Origin of the sequence: Cupriavidus sp. USMAHM13 (genome assembly GCF_001854285.1) — a bacterium.
GTDB lineage: Bacteria > Pseudomonadota > Gammaproteobacteria > Burkholderiales > Burkholderiaceae > Cupriavidus > Cupriavidus malaysiensis.
Map to the genome: position 1 here is coordinate 3,158,612 of NZ_CP017751.1, position 17,704 is coordinate 3,176,315.

The 17,704-nt window shown below is 68.9% G+C and carries 17 protein-coding genes; 4 read left to right on the forward strand and 13 right to left on the reverse strand.

Going from position 1 to position 17,704, the window contains the following annotated elements; all coding sequences use genetic code 11:
• Nucleotides 1-33: 33 nt before the first annotated feature.
• A complete protein-coding gene (locus BKK81_RS13880) occupies nt 34-888 on the forward strand; it encodes an endonuclease/exonuclease/phosphatase family protein (RefSeq protein ID WP_071013960.1) in 855 nt (284 codons plus the stop codon).
• A gap of 57 nt (nt 889-945) precedes the next feature.
• Here BKK81_RS13880 and BKK81_RS13885 read toward each other — a convergent pair whose 3' ends face one another.
• From BKK81_RS13885 to surE, 5 genes are read right to left on the reverse strand one after another with little or no spacing between them, the layout of a single operon-like run.
• Nucleotides 946-1,791, reverse strand: coding sequence for a 3'-5' exonuclease (locus BKK81_RS13885; RefSeq protein WP_071013963.1), 846 nt, complete (start codon nt 1,789-1,791; stop codon nt 946-948).
• Nucleotides 1,788-2,951 carry an RNA polymerase sigma factor RpoS gene (rpoS, locus tag BKK81_RS13890; RefSeq protein ID WP_071013966.1) on the reverse strand — a complete coding sequence of 388 codons (1,164 nt, stop codon included), beginning with the start codon at nt 2,949-2,951 and terminating at the stop codon, nt 1,788-1,790. Before rpoS ends, BKK81_RS13885 begins: the two co-directional genes overlap by 4 nt.
• A gap of 6 nt (nt 2,952-2,957) precedes the next feature.
• Nucleotides 2,958-3,815 carry a peptidoglycan DD-metalloendopeptidase family protein gene (locus BKK81_RS13895; RefSeq protein ID WP_071013968.1) on the reverse strand — a complete coding sequence of 286 codons (858 nt, stop codon included), beginning with the start codon at nt 3,813-3,815 and terminating at the stop codon, nt 2,958-2,960.
• 8 nt (nt 3,816-3,823) lie between these two features.
• Entirely contained in the window at nt 3,824-4,714 is an 891-nt protein-coding gene (locus BKK81_RS13900; RefSeq protein WP_071013971.1) for a protein-L-isoaspartate(D-aspartate) O-methyltransferase, read from the reverse strand.
• A gap of 37 nt (nt 4,715-4,751) precedes the next feature.
• Nucleotides 4,752-5,504, reverse strand: a complete 753-nt coding sequence (gene surE / locus BKK81_RS13905) for a 5'/3'-nucleotidase SurE (protein WP_071013974.1) — start codon at nt 5,502-5,504, stop codon at nt 4,752-4,754.
• Nucleotides 5,505-5,691: 187 nt separating this feature from the next.
• On the opposite strand from surE, the gene BKK81_RS13910 reads away from it, so the two are divergent.
• Nucleotides 5,692-6,666 (forward strand): NADPH:quinone oxidoreductase family protein, encoded by a 975-nt coding sequence (locus BKK81_RS13910; RefSeq protein ID WP_071013976.1) that lies wholly within the window; start codon nt 5,692-5,694, stop codon nt 6,664-6,666.
• A gap of 158 nt (nt 6,667-6,824) precedes the next feature.
• Here BKK81_RS13910 and BKK81_RS13915 read toward each other — a convergent pair whose 3' ends face one another.
• Complete coding sequence (locus BKK81_RS13915; protein WP_071013978.1) at nt 6,825-7,892, reverse strand: porin; 1,068 nt, start codon at nt 7,890-7,892, stop codon at nt 6,825-6,827.
• 241 nt (nt 7,893-8,133) lie between these two features.
• Here BKK81_RS13915 and BKK81_RS13920 point away from each other — a divergent pair, with 241 nt between their 5' ends.
• Together BKK81_RS13920 and BKK81_RS13925 are read left to right on the forward strand one after the other, a co-directional pair.
• Nucleotides 8,134-8,826 (forward strand): response regulator, encoded by a 693-nt coding sequence (locus tag BKK81_RS13920; protein ID WP_071013980.1) that lies wholly within the window; start codon nt 8,134-8,136, stop codon nt 8,824-8,826.
• Nucleotides 8,823-10,244 carry a sensor histidine kinase gene (locus BKK81_RS13925; protein ID WP_071013983.1) on the forward strand — a complete coding sequence of 474 codons (1,422 nt, stop codon included), beginning with the start codon at nt 8,823-8,825 and terminating at the stop codon, nt 10,242-10,244. Before BKK81_RS13920 ends, BKK81_RS13925 begins: the two co-directional genes overlap by 4 nt.
• Here BKK81_RS13925 and BKK81_RS35435 read toward each other — a convergent pair.
• The 7 genes from BKK81_RS35435 to BKK81_RS13960 form a co-directional block, all read right to left on the reverse strand.
• Nucleotides 10,241-10,882 carry a hypothetical protein gene (locus tag BKK81_RS35435; protein ID WP_156811292.1) on the reverse strand — a complete coding sequence of 214 codons (642 nt, stop codon included), beginning with the start codon at nt 10,880-10,882 and terminating at the stop codon, nt 10,241-10,243. The genes BKK81_RS13925 and BKK81_RS35435 overlap by 4 nt on opposite strands.
• A gap of 257 nt (nt 10,883-11,139) precedes the next feature.
• Nucleotides 11,140-11,931: an ABC transporter permease gene (locus BKK81_RS13935; protein ID WP_071013989.1), complete on the reverse strand. Its 792-nt coding sequence runs from the start codon at nt 11,929-11,931 to the stop codon at nt 11,140-11,142.
• A gap of 30 nt (nt 11,932-11,961) precedes the next feature.
• Nucleotides 11,962-12,774 carry an ABC transporter ATP-binding protein gene (locus BKK81_RS13940; protein ID WP_071013992.1) on the reverse strand — a complete coding sequence of 271 codons (813 nt, stop codon included), beginning with the start codon at nt 12,772-12,774 and terminating at the stop codon, nt 11,962-11,964.
• Nucleotides 12,775-12,901: 127 nt separating this feature from the next.
• Nucleotides 12,902-13,945, reverse strand: a complete 1,044-nt coding sequence (locus BKK81_RS13945) for an ABC transporter substrate-binding protein (RefSeq protein WP_071013994.1) — start codon at nt 13,943-13,945, stop codon at nt 12,902-12,904.
• 213 nt (nt 13,946-14,158) lie between these two features.
• On the reverse strand, nt 14,159-15,160 hold the full coding sequence (locus tag BKK81_RS13950) for a Bug family tripartite tricarboxylate transporter substrate binding protein (RefSeq protein WP_071016469.1): 1,002 nt from the start codon (nt 15,158-15,160) through the stop codon (nt 14,159-14,161).
• 219 nt (nt 15,161-15,379) lie between these two features.
• A complete protein-coding gene (locus BKK81_RS13955) occupies nt 15,380-16,354 on the reverse strand; it encodes a hydroxymethylglutaryl-CoA lyase (protein WP_071013997.1) in 975 nt (324 codons plus the stop codon).
• Nucleotides 16,351-17,547 (reverse strand): CaiB/BaiF CoA transferase family protein, encoded by a 1,197-nt coding sequence (locus BKK81_RS13960; protein WP_071014000.1) that lies wholly within the window; start codon nt 17,545-17,547, stop codon nt 16,351-16,353. The genes BKK81_RS13955 and BKK81_RS13960 overlap by 4 nt, the downstream gene beginning before the upstream one ends.
• Nucleotides 17,548-17,704: the final 157 nt, after the last annotated feature.

Consider the following 17,704-nt stretch of genomic DNA (forward strand, 5'->3'; position numbering starts at 1 on the left):
GCCATTCTCAGGCCTGGATCTGCGGAGTACGCGATGGAACTGATCTGCTGGAACATCCAATGGGGCCGGGGCGCCGACGGTAAGGTCGACCTGGGCCGTACGGTCCGCACGCTGCAAGGAATGGCAGATGCCGACGTGCTGTGCCTGCAGGAGGTCACACGCGGCTTCAGCGACCTTGCCGGCGCCCCCGGCCTGGACCAGGTCGCCGAACTGTCGGCCCTGCTTCCCGGCTATCGCCTGCTCTTCGCACCGGGCGTGGACCGCGTCGACGCCCGCGGTGGCCCACGCCAGTTCGGCAACCTGATCGCGACCCGGCTGCCGGTGCGCGAGCTCTTCCGCCGCACCCTGCCCTGGCCCGCCGACCCCACGGTGGCGTCGATGCCGCGCGTGGCCCTGGAAGTGACGCTCGAGGCCGGCGACCGTCCCCTGCGCGTGATCTGCACTCACCTCGAATATTATTCGGCAAAGCAGCGGCTGGCCCAGGCCGAGGCGCTGCGCGCCTGGCACCAGGAGGCCTGCGCCCATGCACGCCACCCGGGTCCCGGCGAGGCCGCGCCCGGGCCCTTCACGCCCGAGGCCAGGCCCAGCGCGGCCATCCTTTGCGGCGACTTCAACTGCCGCATCGATGACCCCGCCCTGCTACGGCTGCTCGCCCCCTTCGGCGACGGCGCGCCGGACTGGAGCGACGCCTGGCGGCATACCCATCCGGGCCAGGCCAATGCACCGACCTGCGCGCTCTATGACAAAGCGCAGTGGCCCGAGCCGCCCTTCGCCTGCGACTTCATGCTGGTCACGGAAGATCTGCTCGGGGACGTGGTGCGCTGCGAAGTGAACAGCCAGACGGATGCGTCCGACCACCAGCCGCTGCGCCTGACATTGGCCGCCTGAGCCCGCCCGGCAGCGGGAAGCCGGGGCGGCAACGAGCCGCCGCGGAGGGTTGCCCGCTCAGTAATCGGCTTCCTCTTCCTCGCCGCCCGTGTGCAGGGGCGTCACGCGGAAGGCGCGCAGGTATTCCATCCACTGCGGGCCGGGCAGTTCTGCCAGCGATTCCTGGACGAACTCCACCTCGCGATCGAATTCCTTGGCGGAGAAACCACCGCGCATCAGCTGGAAGCGGCAGTACATCAGGTAGGTATTGACGACGTCGGTCTCGCAGTACGCACGGATCTCGTCGAGCTGGCCGTCCTGGTAGGCCTGCCAGACCTTGCTGCCATCCATCCCCATCTTGCCGGGGAAACCGCACAGCTTGGCCAGGTCGTCCAGGGGCGCGGCGGCGCGCGGCTGGTACATGGCCAGCAGGTCCATCAGGTCGAGATGCCGCATGTGGTAGCGGCTGATGTAGTTGTTCCACTTGAAGTCGCGGCTGTCGTCGTCGCGACCCTCGCCCATCTCCCAGTAGCGGGGAGCGGCGATCCCGTGCACCAGCCCGCGGTAGTGCAGCACGGGCAGGTCGAAGCCGCCGCCGTTCCAGGACACCAGCTGGGGGCTGTAGCGCGCGATCAGGTCATAGAACTTCTGGATCAGCACGGCCTCCCCATCGTCGAGCGAGCCCAGCGAGCCGACATGGAATACCGCGCTGCCGTCGCGCTGGTTGCGCCGCAGGACGCAGGAGATCGCCACCACACGCTGCAGGTAGTGCGGCAGGAAATCACTGCCGTTCTTCTCGCGGCGAGCGGCGAAGGCTTGTTCGGCGACTTCGGCGTCGCTGAGGGAATCGGGGTGATCGTTGAGCCGGCGCAGGCCGGCGACATCGGGAACGGTCTCGATGTCGAATACCAATACAGGGGTCACAGAACAGCGTCCTTGCGCACGCCTTGCGAGGCGAAATGCCGCTTGAGCTTGACCAGCGCCTCCTGCTGGATCTGGCGCACGCGCTCGCGCGTCAGCCCCATCTCCTCGGCCAGCTCCTCCAGTGTGGCCGGCTCGATATGGTTCAGGCCGAAACGGCGTTCCACCACGTAGCGGTGTTTTTCAGAAAGCCGTGCAAGCCACAGCTTCATCAGGTTTTCCAGCTCGCGGTGCGCGACCTCCTGGTCCGGCGCGGCATTGTGCTCATCGGAAAGGAAGTCGAGCAGGCTCGAGCCAGGGTCCAGGTCGAACGGGGTATCCAGCGACGTGGTGTGCTCGTTGAGCGCCAGCACGTCCTGCACCTCGTCGGCCGTCTTGCCCAGCAGGTGGGCGATATCCTCGAGACTCGCATCGCGTCCGTCGGTGCCGCTCTTTTCGAGATGGCGCTTGGCACGCAGCACCTGGTTCAGCTCGCGGATCACGTGCACCGGCAGGCGCACCGTGCGCGCCTGGTTCATGATCGCGCGCTCGATGCTCTGGCGGATCCACCAGGTGGCATAGGTGGAGAAGCGGAAGCCGCGCGACGGGTCGAACTTCTCGATCGCGTGCATCAGGCCGAGGTTGCCTTCCTCGATCAGGTCGAGCAACGGCACGCCGCGGTTCAGGTAGCCCTTGGCGATGCTGACCACCAGGCGCAGGTTGCGCTCGATCATCACCTGGCGCGCGGAGAAGTCGCCGTCCTTGGCCAGCGTCGAGAAATGCAGTTCCTCGGGCGCCGACAGCAGCGGCTTGATGCTGATGCGATTCAGGTAGTGCTGGACGGTATCGGCCGCCAGTTCGGTATGGAGCACCGAGCGGAAATCGTCGTGCTCGGCGGGCTCGGCCTCCTCTTCTTCCTCTTCTTCGTCGTCCCGATCCGCGTCGTCGTCGTGGAGGGAGGCCTCGGCATCGTCGCCGAGCATGTCGCCGGCACCGAGCACGGCGCCACCGCCGGTGGCGATGGGCTCTTCGGTCAGGGGAATCAGTTCGGCCGCCGCGTCCACATCCTGGCCGAAAGGCTCGGCCTGAGGATCAGCCGCCGCCACGCCAGCCTTCACTTCCGGCTGCTTGGGACGACGGGTCCTGCTGGCGGTTCCGGATGAGACAGTTTTCTGGCGTGGCATGCAACCTCACTGTGGCGGTAAGTAACGCATCGGGTCAACCGGTTTCCCGTCCTTCCGGACCTCGAAATGCAGCTTGACACGGTCGGTGTCGGTGCTGCCCATTTCCGCGATCTTCTGACCCTTGCGTACCGTCGACTGCTCGGCCACAAGAATCTTGTCGTTGTTGCCGTATGCAGTTAGATATGTCTCGTTGTGCTTGATGATGACAAGATTCCCGTAGCCGCGCAAGGGGCCGACATGAATCACGCGGCCATCGTCAGCGGCTACTACCGCCTCGCCGCGCTTGCCCGCGATATCGATGCCTTTATTGGCCTTTTCGTCAAAGCGGGCGATCACCTGTCCACTGGCCGGCCAGGCCAGCCGGATGCTGCCGTCGGCCGCCGGCTGCGATGCCGCCACCGGCGGCGTGCGCACCGGTGCGGGCGGCGTCGCGGCGGCAGGCGTGCTGCCGGCGGGAGGCAGCGGCCGCGCCTGGTCGATCGGCTGGGCCTGCACGCCGACGGCGGCGACGGGCGCAGTCGAGACACCCTGGGGCGTGCCGGCATCGGCGCCGGGCGGCACCACCCGCAACAACTGGCCGACCTCGATCTGGTTCACGTTGGCCAGATTGTTCCAGGCCGCCACGTCGCGATAGGACTGGCCGTTTTCCAGGGCGATCCGGTACAGCGTATCGCCGCGCTTGACCCGATAGTACCCGGGCGGCGGCGGCTCGAGCGGCGCTGCGGGGGCGGCGGTCGAGGTCCGGTCGACCACCGGAGCCGGCATCGGCGTCGAGGCGCAGGCCGCCAGCAAGCCGAGCAGCGAGGACGCGAGCGCGAGGCGTCCGGCGCGGGCGATGGGTTCCGATTTCACGATGTTGTGCATAGTTCGACTCAGATGGTGCCCGATTTTAAGGGCACAAAGAATACGGCTTCAAGCGCGGTCCGGTGAAAGCGATGCCGGTTCAGGCGCTCGATCAGCAGAAGCTGTTGCGTCACCGTCTGCCCGGGCCCGCCGGCCGGCGGCACCACGGCCACCGGCGCGATCAGCCGGCCGCCGACCGCGAGTTGCTCGAGCAAAGCCTGCGGCACCTCCATGCCCGCGGCCGCCAGGATGATGGCCGAGAACGGTGCCGCCTGCGGCAGTCCGAGCATGCCGTCGCCATAATGCAGCCGCAGGTTTGGCACACGCAGCGGCCGCAAGTTCGCCTTGGCTTGTTCGTGCAGCGGACGGATGCGTTCAATGGAGAACACTTCGGCCGCCACCTGGCTCAGCACGGCGGCCTGGTAGCCGCAACCCGTGCCGATCTCCAGCACGCGGCCGAGCGGCTGGTCCGCGCCGAGCCCGTCGCGCAGAAGTTCGATCATGCGCGCCACCACGGAGGGCTTGGAGATCGTCTGCTGGTGGCCGATCGGCAGTGCCGCGTCTTCGTACGCCTGCGAGGCGAGGCCGGGATCGACGAACAGGTGGCGGGGCACCGCCCCGATCGCCAGCAGCACCCGCTCGTCGCGGATGCCACCCGCGCGCAGGCGCGCCGCCAACGCCCCCCGCGCGCGCTCCGAAGCCATGCCGCCGCCGCCGGCGCTGGCCGCGGTGGCACGCGCTTCCACCGCGCTGCCTGGCACGGCGGCAGGCGCCACCGGCTTGGCCCGGACCTTGCTCGTGGCGGCGGTACGCGCGCCGCCCACCGCCGGCATGCCAGCGGTACGCGCCGGGGCCGGCTTGCGCTCGACCACGGCATCCAAGGACAGGGGAAACTTCGGACGACGCGTTGGGGAGTTCATCGGTACTGCAGGCTGCGTGCGGCTGCCGTGGGAATGCCTACGGCAGCCACTGGCTGAGCTGATCCAGCTGGCCGCGATGCGTCAGGTCCAGCTGCAGCGGCGTCAGCGAGACGAAACCGTTCGCGGTGGCATGGAAATCCGTGCCTTCGCTGGCATCGCGCGCGTCGCCGGCCGGACCGATCCAGTAATTGGTTTCGCCGCGCGGGTTGACCTGCGTGATGACCGGCTGCGATGGGTGGCGCTTGCCCAGCCGCGTCGCGCGGTGGCCGCGCAGCAGCTCGTACGGCAGGTTCGGGATGTTGACGTTGAGCAGGAAGGGCTCCGCGGGCGGATTGGCAATGACACGCTCAACGATGGTACGCGCCACGCGGGCCGCGCTGTCGAGCTGGTCCCAGCCCTTGTCCACCTGCGAGAAGGCGATCGAGGGGATGCCGAACAGGTAGCCTTCGATGGCAGCTGCGACCGTGCCCGAGTAGAGCACGTCCTCGCCCATGTTCTGCCCCTGGTTGATGCCCGACACCACCAGGTCCGGCTTGTCCTGCAGCAAACCCGTCAAGGCGACGTGAACGCAGTCGGTCGGCGTGCCGTTGACGAAGCGGAAACCCTTCTGCACCCCTTCCCGCGCGTCATAGACCGACAGCGGCCGCTGCAGGGTCAGCGAGTTCGATGCGCCGCTGTGATTCTGCTCGGGCGCGATCACCGTGATGCGGCCAAGCGGGGCCAGCGCGGCATGCAGCGCCGCCAGGCCCGGCGCGAGGTAACCGTCGTCGTTTGCGAGAAGGATATGCATGGCCGCGATTGTACCCGAGGCGGGACCGCATCGCGGACCACGGGCGCCGCGCGGCGGAGGCCCGGGAAGAAACAGAACGACCGTGCTATTCTGCGCTACACTTGCCCTGCACTGCGCGGCGGCGCGTTGGCGCGGCCGGGCCGGACACACCACCGATACCACCAGAGATATCACCACCGGAGACAAGATGAAAGCCGTACTGTGCAAAGCCTGGGGACCGCCCGACTCGCTCGTGATCGAAACCCTGCCCGACCTCGTGCCGGGCGCCGGCGAAGTGGTCATCGACGTCAAGGCCGCGGGGGTCAACTTCCCCGACGTGCTCATCATCCAGAACAAGTACCAGGCCAAGCCGGCGCTGCCCTTCTCTCCGGGCTCCGAGCTGGCCGGCGTGGTCAATGCGGTCGGTGAAGGCGTGACCCACGTCAAGCCTGGCGACAAGGTCATCGCCTACCTGGGCAACGGCGCCTTCGCCTCGCAGGCCAAGGCGCCGGCCAGCGCCGTGGTGCCGATGCCGCCCGGCATCGACTTCGACACCGCGGCCGCATTCACCCTGACCTACGGCACCTCGCACCACGCGGTGGTCGACCGCGGCGAGCTCAAGGCCGGCCAGACCATGCTGGTGCTGGGTGCCGCTGGCGGCGTGGGACTTGCCGCGATCGAGATCGGCAAAGCCATCGGCGCCCGCGTGATCGCCGCCGCCTCGACCGACGAGAAGCTGGCAGTGTGCAAGGAGCACGGCGCCGACGCGCTGATCAACTACAGCACCGAAGACCTGCGCGAGCGCGTCAAGGCGCTGACCGATGGCAAGGGTCCGGATGTCATCTACGATCCGGTTGGCGGCATCTACGCCGAACCGGCCTTCCGCTCCATCGCCTGGCGCGGCCGCTACCTGGTGGTCGGCTTCGCCAACGGCGAGATCCCCAAGATCCCGCTGAACCTGGCCCTGCTCAAGGGCGCTTCGCTGGTCGGCGTGTTCTGGGGCGAGTTCGTGCGCCGCGAGCCCAAGGCCAACCAGGCCAATATGGCGCAGATGCTCGGCTGGATGAAGGAAGGCAAGATCCGCCCCCACATCTCGGCACGCTACTCCCTCGATCAGGCACCGCAGGCGCTCAAGGACATGGAAGCGCGCAAGGTGACCGGCAAGATCGTCATCGTGCCCTGAAGCCGGGCCACCGGCGCGCGGCCCTCGCCCGCCGGCCGGAAAAATAAAGGGCGCGGACTCGCATCCGCGCCCTGCCGAGGCAAGACACCTCAAAAGCTGCCGCCCTCCGCACGAGCCCTCGCGCCGGCGGTCAGCAGCCTCCCAACACCTGTCTATGTTCAGAAGCGGTGCTGCAGGCCGGCCGTCACGGCGAACTGGTTGTTGCCGTAGCCGACCAGGTCGCGCGACACGCTCACGTTGTGGCCCTGCTGCGCGGTGGCATAGGCCGCCGACAGATAGGCCGTGGTGCGCTTGGACAGTGCGTACTGGCCGCGCAGCGAGAACATGATCGGATCGCCGCCGCTCTCCTTGACGACCTGCTTGTAGACCGCGCCGTACAGCGTGAAGGCCGGCGTGAAGTCGTAGCTGGCGCCGGCCCAGTACATAGCGCTGCGCTGCGAAGCCCCCGAGGTGGTGAATGCGCGCTTGTAGTTCCGGTAGCCGGCATAGAGCTTCAGGCTGCCGAAGTCGTAGCTGGCGCCGGCATGGATGCCCTGGATATAGTCGGTGGCATCGGCCGGCGTGGTGCTGGTGCCGGCGCCGTTCTGGCGATCCCAGGTGACTACCGCGGCAAAGCCGCCGGTGCTGTAGCCGACCCCCACGTCATACTTGGACGCGCTGCGGAAGCTGCCGGCCACCTCGCCCAGCGCCACCGTGGCGCCGACCTTCAGGCCGCCGAAGGTGCCGTCGTAGCGCATGGCGTTCGAGGCACGCGTGAACATGCCGTCCTTGCGCCCTCCCGTCGCGGTCGACGAGGTCGCCCAGGAGTAGTTCGGTGCATAGCCCATCGGGTCGAAGGGCAGCATGTAGTCATAGGTCGTGGTGAAGTCGCGGCCCATGATGAGGCGACCCCAGCTGCCCGACAGGCCGACCGTGGCGCGGCGATCGAACAGCGTGCCGTCGGAGTCGAGGCGGCCGGTGTCGATCTGGATGCCGCTCTCGAGCTGGAACACCGCCTTGAGGCCGCCGCCCAGGTCTTCGGTGCCGCGCAGACCCCAGCGCGACGTGTTCTTGCCGCCGGACACCAGCCGTGTCGCTCCGCCGCCGTTCGGGCCCGCATGGGTCGCATACTCGACGCCGGCATCCATCAGGCCGTACAGCGTCACGCTCGACTGCGCCGCGGCAGCGCCGGCGGTCATCGCGCCGCCGGCGCCCAGCACGGCCAGAACCAGGGGCTTCCGTCTCATCCGTTCCTCCTTACCATCGTTGTTGTGGTCTGCTGTGCCCCGGTGCCGGCGGCAACCGGCATCGGGACGGCACGGATGGTAGGGGAGGTACACTTTCAGTTCGCTTTCGAAAATGCGCCGATTGCGCGCGGCAGGACCGGGACGGGCTCAGGAGTTTCCCTAGCTTCTGCACCATGCCGCTTCCCTGTATCACTCCACCCCTGCCCCCCTGCCCGGGCTCCCGCCGCCCTCGTAGCCGACCATGCGCATCCTGCTCGTAGAAGACAATGTGAGACTGGCCCGATCCCTGCTGGAGGCCCTCGGCCAGGCCGGCTTCACCGTCGACTGCATGCACGACGGCCATAGCGCCGACCATGTACTGTCCACGCAGGACTACGCGCTGGCCATCCTCGACCTGGGCCTGCCCCGGCTCGACGGGCTGGAGGTATTGCGCCGGCTGCGCCAGCGGCGCAATCCGGTGCCGGTGCTGATCCTGACCGCGCACGGCTCGGTCGAGGATCGCGTGCGCGGCCTGAACCTCGGCGCCGACGACTACCTGGCCAAGCCCTTCGACCTATCCGAACTGGAGGCACGTGCGCGAGCGCTGATCCGGCGCAGCCATGGGCATGACCGCACCGAACTGAGCTGCGGCCCGCTGCACTACGACAGCATCAGCCGCGCCTTCACGCTGCATGGCGAACTGCTGGCGCTGACCGGCCGCGAACGCGCCGTGCTGGAGGTCCTGCTGTTGCGCGACGGACGCGCCGTCAACAAGGCCGCGCTGTCGGAGAAGATCTTCGGCATCGACGAGTCCGTCAATGCGGACGCCATCGAGATCTACGTACACCGCCTGCGCAAGAAGCTGGACGGCAGCGGCGCCGCCATCGTCACGCTGCGCGGCCTGGGCTATCTGCTGGAGGCACGCGAACCCGGCGCAACGGGCGCCGGCTCATGAAGGCCGCCAGCCTGCGGCTGCAACTGTCGCTGTGGCTGCTGGTGCCGCTGCTCACCCTGCTCGCGCTCGATGCCTGGTTGACCGACCGGCGCGCCACCGCGGCCGCGCACCAGGCCTTCGACCGCACGCTGGATGCCTCGCTCAAGGCGATGCGCGAAGGCGTCAGCCTGCGCGACGGCCGCATCGAAGTGGAGCTGCCCTACCTGGCGCTGGAGGTCTTCGAGTCCGAATCGGGCTCGCGCATCTACTACCGGGTGCGCGACGAGCATGGCGAGACCGTGACCGGCTACGATGCGCTGCCGATGCCGCCGGGCAGCGACCATCCGCTCTACCAGACCGTGTTCTACGATGCCGAATTCCGCGGCGAGCCACTGCGCATGGCAGCCATCACGCTGCCCTTGCACGACGTCGGCTCCGCCCGCGCGCGCTTGGTTTGGCTGCTGGTGGCCGAGACCATCGAGCCGCGCGAACAGCTCGCCCACGAGATCCTGATCGGCTCGCTGCTGCAGGAACTGATGCTGGTGACCCTCGCGCTGGCCATCGTATGGTTCGGCGTGCGGCGGGGCCTGCGGCCCTTGCGGCGCTTGTCCGGCGCGGTCGCCGCGCGCGGCGCCGACGAGCTGGCCCCGCTCGAAGCGGCGGCGCTGCCGACCGAGGCCAAGCCGCTGGTAGTGGCGATCAACCAGTATGTGGAGCGCCTGCACCGCATGGTGCAGGCGCGCAAGCAATTCTTCGCCGACGCGGCCCACCAGCTCAAGACACCGCTGGCCATCGTCCAGGCCGAGGCGGAACTCGCGCTGCGCGAACAGGACCCCGCGGCGCTGCGAGCCCATCTCGAGCGCGTGCGCGGCTCGGTACGGCAGGCGGCCAAGGAGGTGGAACAATTACTGTCGCTGTCCCGGCTGGAACCCGATAGCGGCTACGCGCCGGAGTTGCGCCCGCTGCGGCTGGACACGCTGGCGCAGGCGGTGGCGCTGGAGTGGGCACCGCTGGCACGCCGCGACGGCGTCGATCTGGGTTTCGAGCTCGCCCAGGCGGCTGTTATCGACGGACAGGCCGAGCTGCTGCAGGAACTGCTCGGTAACCTGCTCGATAACGCCATCCGCTATGCCGGCCCGCACGCCGAGGTCACGGTGCGGGTCGGACAAGGCACGACGCACGCCGGGGACGGTGCCTGGCTGCAGGTCGTCGACAACGGGCCGGGCATCGATGCCGGCGAACGCGAGCGCGTATTCTCCCGCTTCTATCGCGGCGAGAGCGGTACCGCGCGACCTGGCAGCGGCCTGGGCCTGTCGATCGTGCGGGAGATCGCGCGGCTACATCGTGCGCATGTCGACCTGGCGCCGACAGCGGGGGGCGGCCTGACCGTCACCGTGCTGTTCCCGCCGGGTCACGGATGCGCTCACGCAAGGGACTAGCGCGGCGGACAGTTGGTGGGCGCTGCCAGCTCCTGGCGGAAGGGATCGACCTTGAGGCCGGACTCCTTGGTGCGCAGGCAGTAGCTGCCCAGTGCGCCCTGCACGCGCGCGCCACGCCCACCCGCGAACCCGGTTTCTTCATAGCCGCTCGTACGCCCGGCCGCGTCCATGCCGGCAGCCAGGCGCTGCGATGCCGACGCGGCCGCATCGGAGGCGCCCCGGGCAAAGCGTGCCGCGCCGCGCTGGGCACTCCGCGCAAGATTCTCCTGGAGCGGGTCCGTGCCGCGCGCCATGGAATCGGATACGGGCTCGGAGGACAGGCGGGGACGTACCAGGGACACGGCGCGCCCATCCGCAGGCAGCGCCGCAGGAGGCCCCGGTGGGGGCAGCATGATCGCGGTCGAAGACGGCGGTGCCGGCGCGACACTGCGCACGGATGCCGCCGGCCGGGCCGGAGTCGCGCCCGGTGCCGGTCGTGCCACCTGCACGGCAGGCGGCGGCGGCGCAGGCGACGGGCGCAACTGCACCCACTGCAAGGCGGGCCGCCGCTGCGCCGGCGCGATCGCGCGATCCGCCGCCCCCGGCCAGGGCAAGGTACCCAGCAGCCAGGCATGGCCCAGCAGTACGAGTGCGACCACTCCCGCACGCCGCCAGCGCCGCCGGAGCGGCCGGCCGGAGCGTGGCGCCGGCAAGCTCAGCGCCGCCACATCGCACCGTGCCAGGCGTTCATCGAAGCACCTCCGGGGAGATCGGACTCAGGGAGACTCGATTCTACGGACGGCCTGGCGCCAGCCGGGGGCAAGCGAGCAATTTATAACAATTTCCCCGGCGCTTGCGGGTCGGGGCGCGGCGCTCAGCATGCGGAGCCGGCCATGCCGGCCCCGCATGCGCGGGATCACAGTTTCTCGGTCTCGCCGCTGCGCGGCTGCCAGCGCATCAGCCGTTTCTCTCCGAGACCGACGATCCCGTCGAGCACCAGGGCGAACGCAGTCAGCACGACGATGCCGGCGAACACCGTGTTGATGTCGAAGGTCCCTTCCGCCTGCAGGATCAGGTAGCCGACGCCGCTGGCCGAGCCCAGGTACTCGCCCACCACCGCGCCCACGAAGGCCAGGCCCACCGAGGTGTGCAGCGAGGAGAAGACCCAGCTGGTCGCGCTCGGCAGGTAGACGTGGCGCAGCAGCTGCTGCCGGTTGGCGCCGAGCATGCGCGCGTTGGCCAGCACCACCGGGCTTACCTCCTTGACGCCCTGGTAGACGTTGAAGAAGACGATGAAGAAGACCAGTGTCACCGCCAGCGCCACCTTGGACCAGATGCCCAGCCCGAACCACACGCCGAAGATCGGCGCGAGGATCACGCGCGGCATGGAATTTGCGGCCTTGATGTAGGGATCGAGCACGGCCGAGGCGAACGGGCTCAGCGCCAGCCACAAGCCGACACCCAGCCCGCTCGCGGTGCCGATGCCGAAGGCGAGCACGGTCTCGGCCAGCGTCACGCCGAGATGCAGGTAGATGTCGCGCTCGACGACGAACCAGCTCCAGATACGCTGCGCGACCACCAGCGGCTCGCCGAAGAAGAAGGCAACCTGCTGCGAGCGCGTGGCCGCGTGCCAGATGCCCAGGATCACCACCAGGAGCAGCAGCTGCCAGATGCGCAGCATGCCTTGCGAGTCTTTGCGGAATGCCATGACTGTTCGGATTCGGTTGTTGCCGCGGCCTCAGGCCGCGTTGCGCTGCTGGGCGTAGCCCTTGAGCACTTCCTCGCGCAGCACGTCCCAGATGGCGGCGTGCAGTTCGACGAAGCGCGCATGGTTGCGGATCTCGGCCACGTCGCGCGGACGCGGCAGGTCGATGGTGAACTCGCCGATCGGATGCGTGCCCGGACCGGCCGACAGCACCACCACACGATCGCTCATGGCGATCGCTTCGTCGAGGTCGTGGGTGATGAACAGCACCGCCTTGCGCTTGGCGGCCCACAGTTCGAGCACCTCGTTTTCCATCAGCTGCCGCGTCTGGATATCGAGCGCCGAGAACGGCTCGTCCATCAGGATGATGTCGGGGTCGAGCACCAGGGTCTGGGCCAGGCTGACGCGCTTGCGCATGCCGCCCGACAGCTGGTGGGGATAGCGGTCGCCGAAACCGCCCAGGCCGACGCGGCGCAGCCAGTGCTCGCCCTGCTCGAGGGCCTGCGCGCGCGGCATGCCGCGGAACTCGAGGCCGGCGGCGACGTTGTCGAGGGCGCTGCGCCAGGGCATCAGCGCCTCCGCCTGGAACATGTAGCCGGCGCGCCGGTTGATGCCGGTCAGCCGCTCGCCGAAGACGCGCACCTCGCCGCTGGAGGGCTGCAGCAGGCCGGCACCGACGTTGAGCAGCGTGGACTTGCCGCAGCCGGTGGGACCCACCACGGAAACGAACTCACCTGGCTGCACGTCCAGGGTCACGTCGCGGACGGCGGTATAGCGCTGGCTGCGGTCCTCGCGCGAGACGAAGGTGCAGGTGACGTTAGCAAGGGAAAGTGCGGGAGTACTCATGGATTTCCATCGGAATGCGCCGCCATGCGGCGCCGGGTGCTGAGCAAGGGGCTGCACGGCGCGGCGGCTGCCGCAGGCACGGCAGCACGCCGCGCGCGCTTACCGGCCCTGCTCGCCCTGCCCTGCCTTACTTGTACCTGGCGTTGGCCTTCTGCACGAAGGCATTGGTGTAGGTAGTGTCGAGCTTGATGTTCTTGCCGCGGATCTCGGCGTCGAACTGCTGCAGCGTGTTCAGGGCCGTGCGCGGACCGTCGGCCGGCATGGTGCCGTCCGGCGAGATGGCTTCGCGCACCTTCTCCCACGCCGCCAGGTAGAGCGCCCGGTCACCCAGCAGATAGCTTTCCGGCACCGTCTTGACGATATCCGACGGGCCCGCCTTCTGCAGCCACTTGAGCGCGCGCACCATGGCGTTGGCCATGGCCTGCGTGGTGTTCGGGTTCTGCTGGATGAAAGCGGTCGACGCATAGAGGCAGCCGGCCGGCATATTGCCGCCGAACACCGCCTGCGTTTCCTTCAGCGTGCGGGTATCCGAGGCGATCTTGACCTCGTCCTTCTGCGTCAGCATCGAGATCACCGGATCGAGGTTGGCCATCGCGTCGATCTGGCCCGAGCGCATCGCCGCCACCGCGCCCGCGCTGGCGCCTACGCCGATGAAGGACACGTCGCTCGGTTTCAGGCCGGCCTTGGCCAGCACGAAGTTGACCATGATGTTGGTGGACGAGCCCGGCGCGGTCACACCGATCTTCTTGCCCCTCAGGTCGGCGATCGACTTGTAGTTGGGCATGGTCTTGTTCGACACCACCAGCACGATCTGCGGCGCGCGGCCCTGCAGCACGAACTCCTGGTACTGCTGGCCCTTGGCCTGCAGTGCCAGCGTGTGTTCGTAGGCTCCCGAGACGACATCGGCGCTGCCGCCCACCACCGCCTGCAACGCCTTGGCGCCGCCGGCGAAATCGACGATCTGCACGTCCAGGCCTTCGTCCTTGAAATAGCCCAGGCGCTCCGCGATGGTCAGCGGCAGGTAATAGAACAGGTTCTTGCCGCCCACGGCGATGGTGACCTTGCTCTTCTCCAGCTTGGCCTGCGCCATCGCACTGCCCCCGGCGCACAGGCCGGCCACGGCCAATGACAGCGCCAGCAGGACGCGCCTGCGTGAATTCTTGTTATCCATGCTCTCTCCTACCTGTTTTGTACCCGGAAGCGCCGCTGCGCGGCAGGATGCGATGCTACGCGAGTGCCTTGCCAGCCGCATCGGGATATTCACCTAGTCGCGCCGAATGCCGCTGCCTGGCGACGCCATCGCGCGGCCGGGCCAGGCTGACGATACCCGGCAAGCCTTTCGGAAGGCTTGCCTCGGTGCATTCATTCCGCGCTCATTCCGCACTCATTCGGCGTGGATGTCGGCGCTCTTGATCACCTTGGCCCAGCGTGCCAGTTCGCCGCGCTGGTACTGCGCCAGTTGCTGCGGCCCCATGAACTGGGCTTCGGCCCCCATTTCCTCGGCCTTGGCGCGGAACGCGTCGCTGCGCATGATCTTCTCGATCTCGGCCGCCAGCTTGTCGATCACCGGCTTGGGCGTACCGGCCGGCGCGTACATGGCGAACCAGGACGACACCTCGAGGTCGGGATAGCCCGCCTCCGGCGCCGATGGCACGTCCTTCAGGCTGGGCAGCCGTTTCTTGCTCGTCACCACCAGCGGGCGCAGCTTGCCGGCCTGGATATGCCCCATCAGCGGCGGCGGCGTGGTGATGGTCAGGTCCACCGAGCCGCCGAGCAGATCGGTCATGGCGGGGCCGGTGCCCTTGTAGGGCACGTGCGTGATCTCGATGCCGGCCATCTGCTTGAGCAGCTCGGTCGAGACATGCTGCAGGGAGCCGTTGCCCGAGGAGGCGTAGTTCAGCTTATCGGGGTGCGCCTTGGCGTAGGCAACCAGCTCCTTGAGCGACTTCACCGGCAGGCCCGGCCGCACCACCAGCACCTGGGGCGCCGACAGCACGTTGGCCACCGGCGCGAAGTCCTTGACCGGATCCCAGCTCAGGTTCTTCACCAGCAGCGGCGTGATGACGTGGAAGCCCGAGTACTGCAACAGCAGCGTGTAGCCGTCCGGCCTGGCGCGAGCGACGAGCTGCGCGGCGATGCTGCCGGCACCACCCGGCCGGTTGTCGACCACCACCGGCTGGCCCAGCGCCTTGGCCAGCGGCTCGGCGATCATGCGCGCCGCGATGTCCGTGGTGCCCCCGGCGGCGGCCGACACCACCAGCGTGACGTTGCGGCTCGGATAGGCACCATCCTGGGCAAGAACCGGCCGCGCGGCGAAGCTGCCGGCGCCGGCAAGGGCCAGCCATGCCAGTGCACCGGACAGGCGCCGGCGACGGCCGGCAAGCATCGCGTCGGCCCGTGCCTTGGCAGCGGGAATTGCGGGAATCGGGGTCTGCATGCGCGTCTCCTGTCTCTTTGATTGTCTGTTTATCTGTTGGTCTGCCTGCACCTGCCTGCGCCTGCCTGCGCCAGCCTTGGCCAGCCGGCCCTCGGCCGTCTCCGGCGCCGGGCGCGCTCCTCTGCGGTACCCGCCGCAGCGGGCAAGCTCCCGCGGGCAGCATGGGATTCAGGCGGCGCCGGCCGCAGCGAAATGCGCGGCCAGCCAATCCGGCGGCCGGTGCGTGCGCAGGCGCGGGCCGGCTCGCAGCAGCTGGCTGCCGGGATCGCGCCCGATCATGTCCGGCAGCCCGGCCACGGCCTGCAGCAGGCGGCCGAGATCCACGCCGGTTTCCACGCCCATGGCGGCGAACATATGGACCAATTCCTCGGTGCTGACATTACCGCTCGCGCCCGGCGCGTACGGACAGCCGCCCAGCCCACCGGCAGCGGCATCGAAGCGTGTCACGCCGGCCTGCCAGGCGGCCAGCGCGTTGGCCAGACCCATGCCGCGCGTGTTATGCAGGTGGATGGTCAGGGCGGCGGCCGGCAGCCGCGCCTGGAACGCCATGCACAGGTGCGCGACCTGGTCGGGATAGGCCATGCCGGTGGTGTCGCACAGCGTGATGCCCGCCGCGCCGGCCTCGGCCAGGCGCTGCGCCAGCGCCAGCACCTCGGCATCGTCCACCTCGCCCTCGAAGGGGCAGCCGAACACCGTCGACAAGGACACGTTGACCGGCACCCCGGCCTTGCCCGCCTCGGCGATCATCGCTTCGAGCTGGGCCAGCGACTGCGCGCGCGTCATGCGCAGGTTGGCACGGTTGTGGGTCTCGCTGGCCGACATCACCAGGTTCAGCTCGTCGGGCGCACACGACAGCGCGCGCTCCAGCCCGCGCAGGTTGGGCACCAGCGCGGTGTAGCGCACGCCGGGGACGCGCTGCATGCGGTGCATCACGGCCTCGGCATCGGCGAGCGCGGGGATGGCCCGCGCCGAGGTGAAAGAGGTTGCCTCGATGCGGGCGAAGCCGCAGGCGGACAAGGCGTCGACAAAGCCCAGCTTGGCCTCGGTCGGCACCACCAGCGGCTCGATCTGCAGCCCGTCGCGCGGCGCCACTTCGTTGATCTCGACGTGCGCCGCGCCGCGCACGAACGCGGCGGCATTCATGCGATCACCCCACGTGCACGCAGGTCGGCAATGGTGGCGGCGTCGAAGCCGGCCTGCGCCAGCACCGTGTCGGTGTGCTCGCCGAGCCGGGGCGCGCGCTCCCGGATCGCACCCGGGCTGGCGGAGAGCTTGGGCATGATGCCCGGCACCTCCACCGACAGGCCACCGGCCGAGGTGACCTGCTCGATCACCCCGCGCGCACGGTAGTGCGGGTCTTCGGCAATATCCTTGACCGTATAGATGCGTCCGGACGGCACCTCGGCGGCGCGCAGCACGGCCAGCGCGGCTTCCACGGTCTGCGTGCGCGTCCACGCCGCGATGGCGGCGTCGATCTCGTCGACGCGCTGGACGCGGCCGTCGTTGCGCGCGAGTGCCGGATCCTCGGCCAGGTCCGGGCGGCCGATACCGTGCATCAGGCGCTTGAAGATGGCGTCGCCGTTGGCCGCCACCAGCACGTACTCGCCGCTGGCGCAGGGGTAGGCATTGGAGGGCGCAATGCCCGGCAGCGCACCGCCGGCCGGCTGGCGCACGGCGCCGAAAGCCGAATACTCGGGCAGCAGGCTCTCGCTCAGGTTGAACAGCGACTCGTACAGCGCCACGTCGATCACCTGGCCCTGGCCGCCGCGCGCATCGCGCTCGTAGAGCGCCAGCAGTACGCCGAGCGCCCCATGCAGCCCGGCGATGGTGTCGCCCAGCGACAGCCCGGCGCGCACCGGCGCACGGCCCGGCTCGCCGGTCAGGTGGCGCAGGCCGGCCATGGCCTCGGCGACTGCGGCGAAGCCCGGCTCGTCCTTCTTCGGCCCGGTCTGCCCGTAGCCCGACACGCGCAGCATGATCAGGCGCGGATTCAGCGCGTGCAGGGCCTCGGGGCCCAGTCCCCATTTCTCCATCGTGCCGGGGCGGAAGTTCTCGATCAGCACGTCGGCCCCGGCGGCCAGCTTGCGCACCAGGTCCTGCCCTTCCGGCTGGCGCAGGTCGACGCAGACCGATTGCTTGTTGCGCGACTGGGCTTCCCACCAGACCGAGGTGCCCTCATGCAGCATGCGCCATTTGCGCAGCGGATCGCCCTGGCCGGGCGGCTCGACCTTGATGATCTGTGCGCCGAAGTCGGCCAATGTCTTGGCGGCGAACGGGCCGGCGATCAATTGCCCGAGTTCCAGTACCCGGATGCCTTCGAGGATCTGTCGCGTCATGGGATTCCTGCGGTGGGTGGGGCGCGCTTGCCGCGTCGCGATCCGCAGCGCGGAACGGGCGGAGGCACCGATGCAATGGGGCGCAGTGTGCCGCAGCCCTTCGGGGCGGGGAATCGGCAATCGGTGAAGCGGGCTTTCTCGGAATGCGAAAGGCCGT

Bases quoted from the DNA above. Each gene is read 5' to 3' on its own strand.
- BKK81_RS13915 (WP_071013978.1), bottom strand. From the start codon at position 7,892: ATGAGACGGAAGCCCCTGGTTCTGGCCGTGCTGGGCGCCGGCGGCGCG.
- BKK81_RS13960 (WP_071014000.1), bottom strand. From the start codon at position 17,547: ATGACGCGACAGATCCTCGAAGGCATCCGGGTACTGGAACTCGGGCAA.
- BKK81_RS13895 (WP_071013968.1), bottom strand. From the start codon at position 3,815: ATGCACAACATCGTGAAATCGGAACCCATCGCCCGCGCCGGACGCCTC.
- BKK81_RS13935 (WP_071013989.1), bottom strand. From the start codon at position 11,931: ATGGCATTCCGCAAAGACTCGCAAGGCATGCTGCGCATCTGGCAGCTG.
- rpoS (WP_071013966.1), bottom strand. From the start codon at position 2,951: ATGCCACGCCAGAAAACTGTCTCATCCGGAACCGCCAGCAGGACCCGT.
- BKK81_RS13880 (WP_071013960.1), top strand. From the start codon at position 34: ATGGAACTGATCTGCTGGAACATCCAATGGGGCCGGGGCGCCGACGGT.
- BKK81_RS13945 (WP_071013994.1), bottom strand. From the start codon at position 13,945: ATGGATAACAAGAATTCACGCAGGCGCGTCCTGCTGGCGCTGTCATTG.
- BKK81_RS13940 (WP_071013992.1), bottom strand. From the start codon at position 12,774: ATGAGTACTCCCGCACTTTCCCTTGCTAACGTCACCTGCACCTTCGTC.
- surE (WP_071013974.1), bottom strand. From the start codon at position 5,504: ATGCATATCCTTCTCGCAAACGACGACGGTTACCTCGCGCCGGGCCTG.
- BKK81_RS13900 (WP_071013971.1), bottom strand. From the start codon at position 4,714: ATGAACTCCCCAACGCGTCGTCCGAAGTTTCCCCTGTCCTTGGATGCC.
- BKK81_RS13950 (WP_071016469.1), bottom strand. From the start codon at position 15,160: ATGCTTGCCGGCCGTCGCCGGCGCCTGTCCGGTGCACTGGCATGGCTG.
- BKK81_RS13910 (WP_071013976.1), top strand. From the start codon at position 5,692: ATGAAAGCCGTACTGTGCAAAGCCTGGGGACCGCCCGACTCGCTCGTG.
- BKK81_RS13955 (WP_071013997.1), bottom strand. From the start codon at position 16,354: ATGAATGCCGCCGCGTTCGTGCGCGGCGCGGCGCACGTCGAGATCAAC.
- BKK81_RS13920 (WP_071013980.1), top strand. From the start codon at position 8,134: ATGCGCATCCTGCTCGTAGAAGACAATGTGAGACTGGCCCGATCCCTG.
- BKK81_RS13925 (WP_071013983.1), top strand. From the start codon at position 8,823: ATGAAGGCCGCCAGCCTGCGGCTGCAACTGTCGCTGTGGCTGCTGGTG.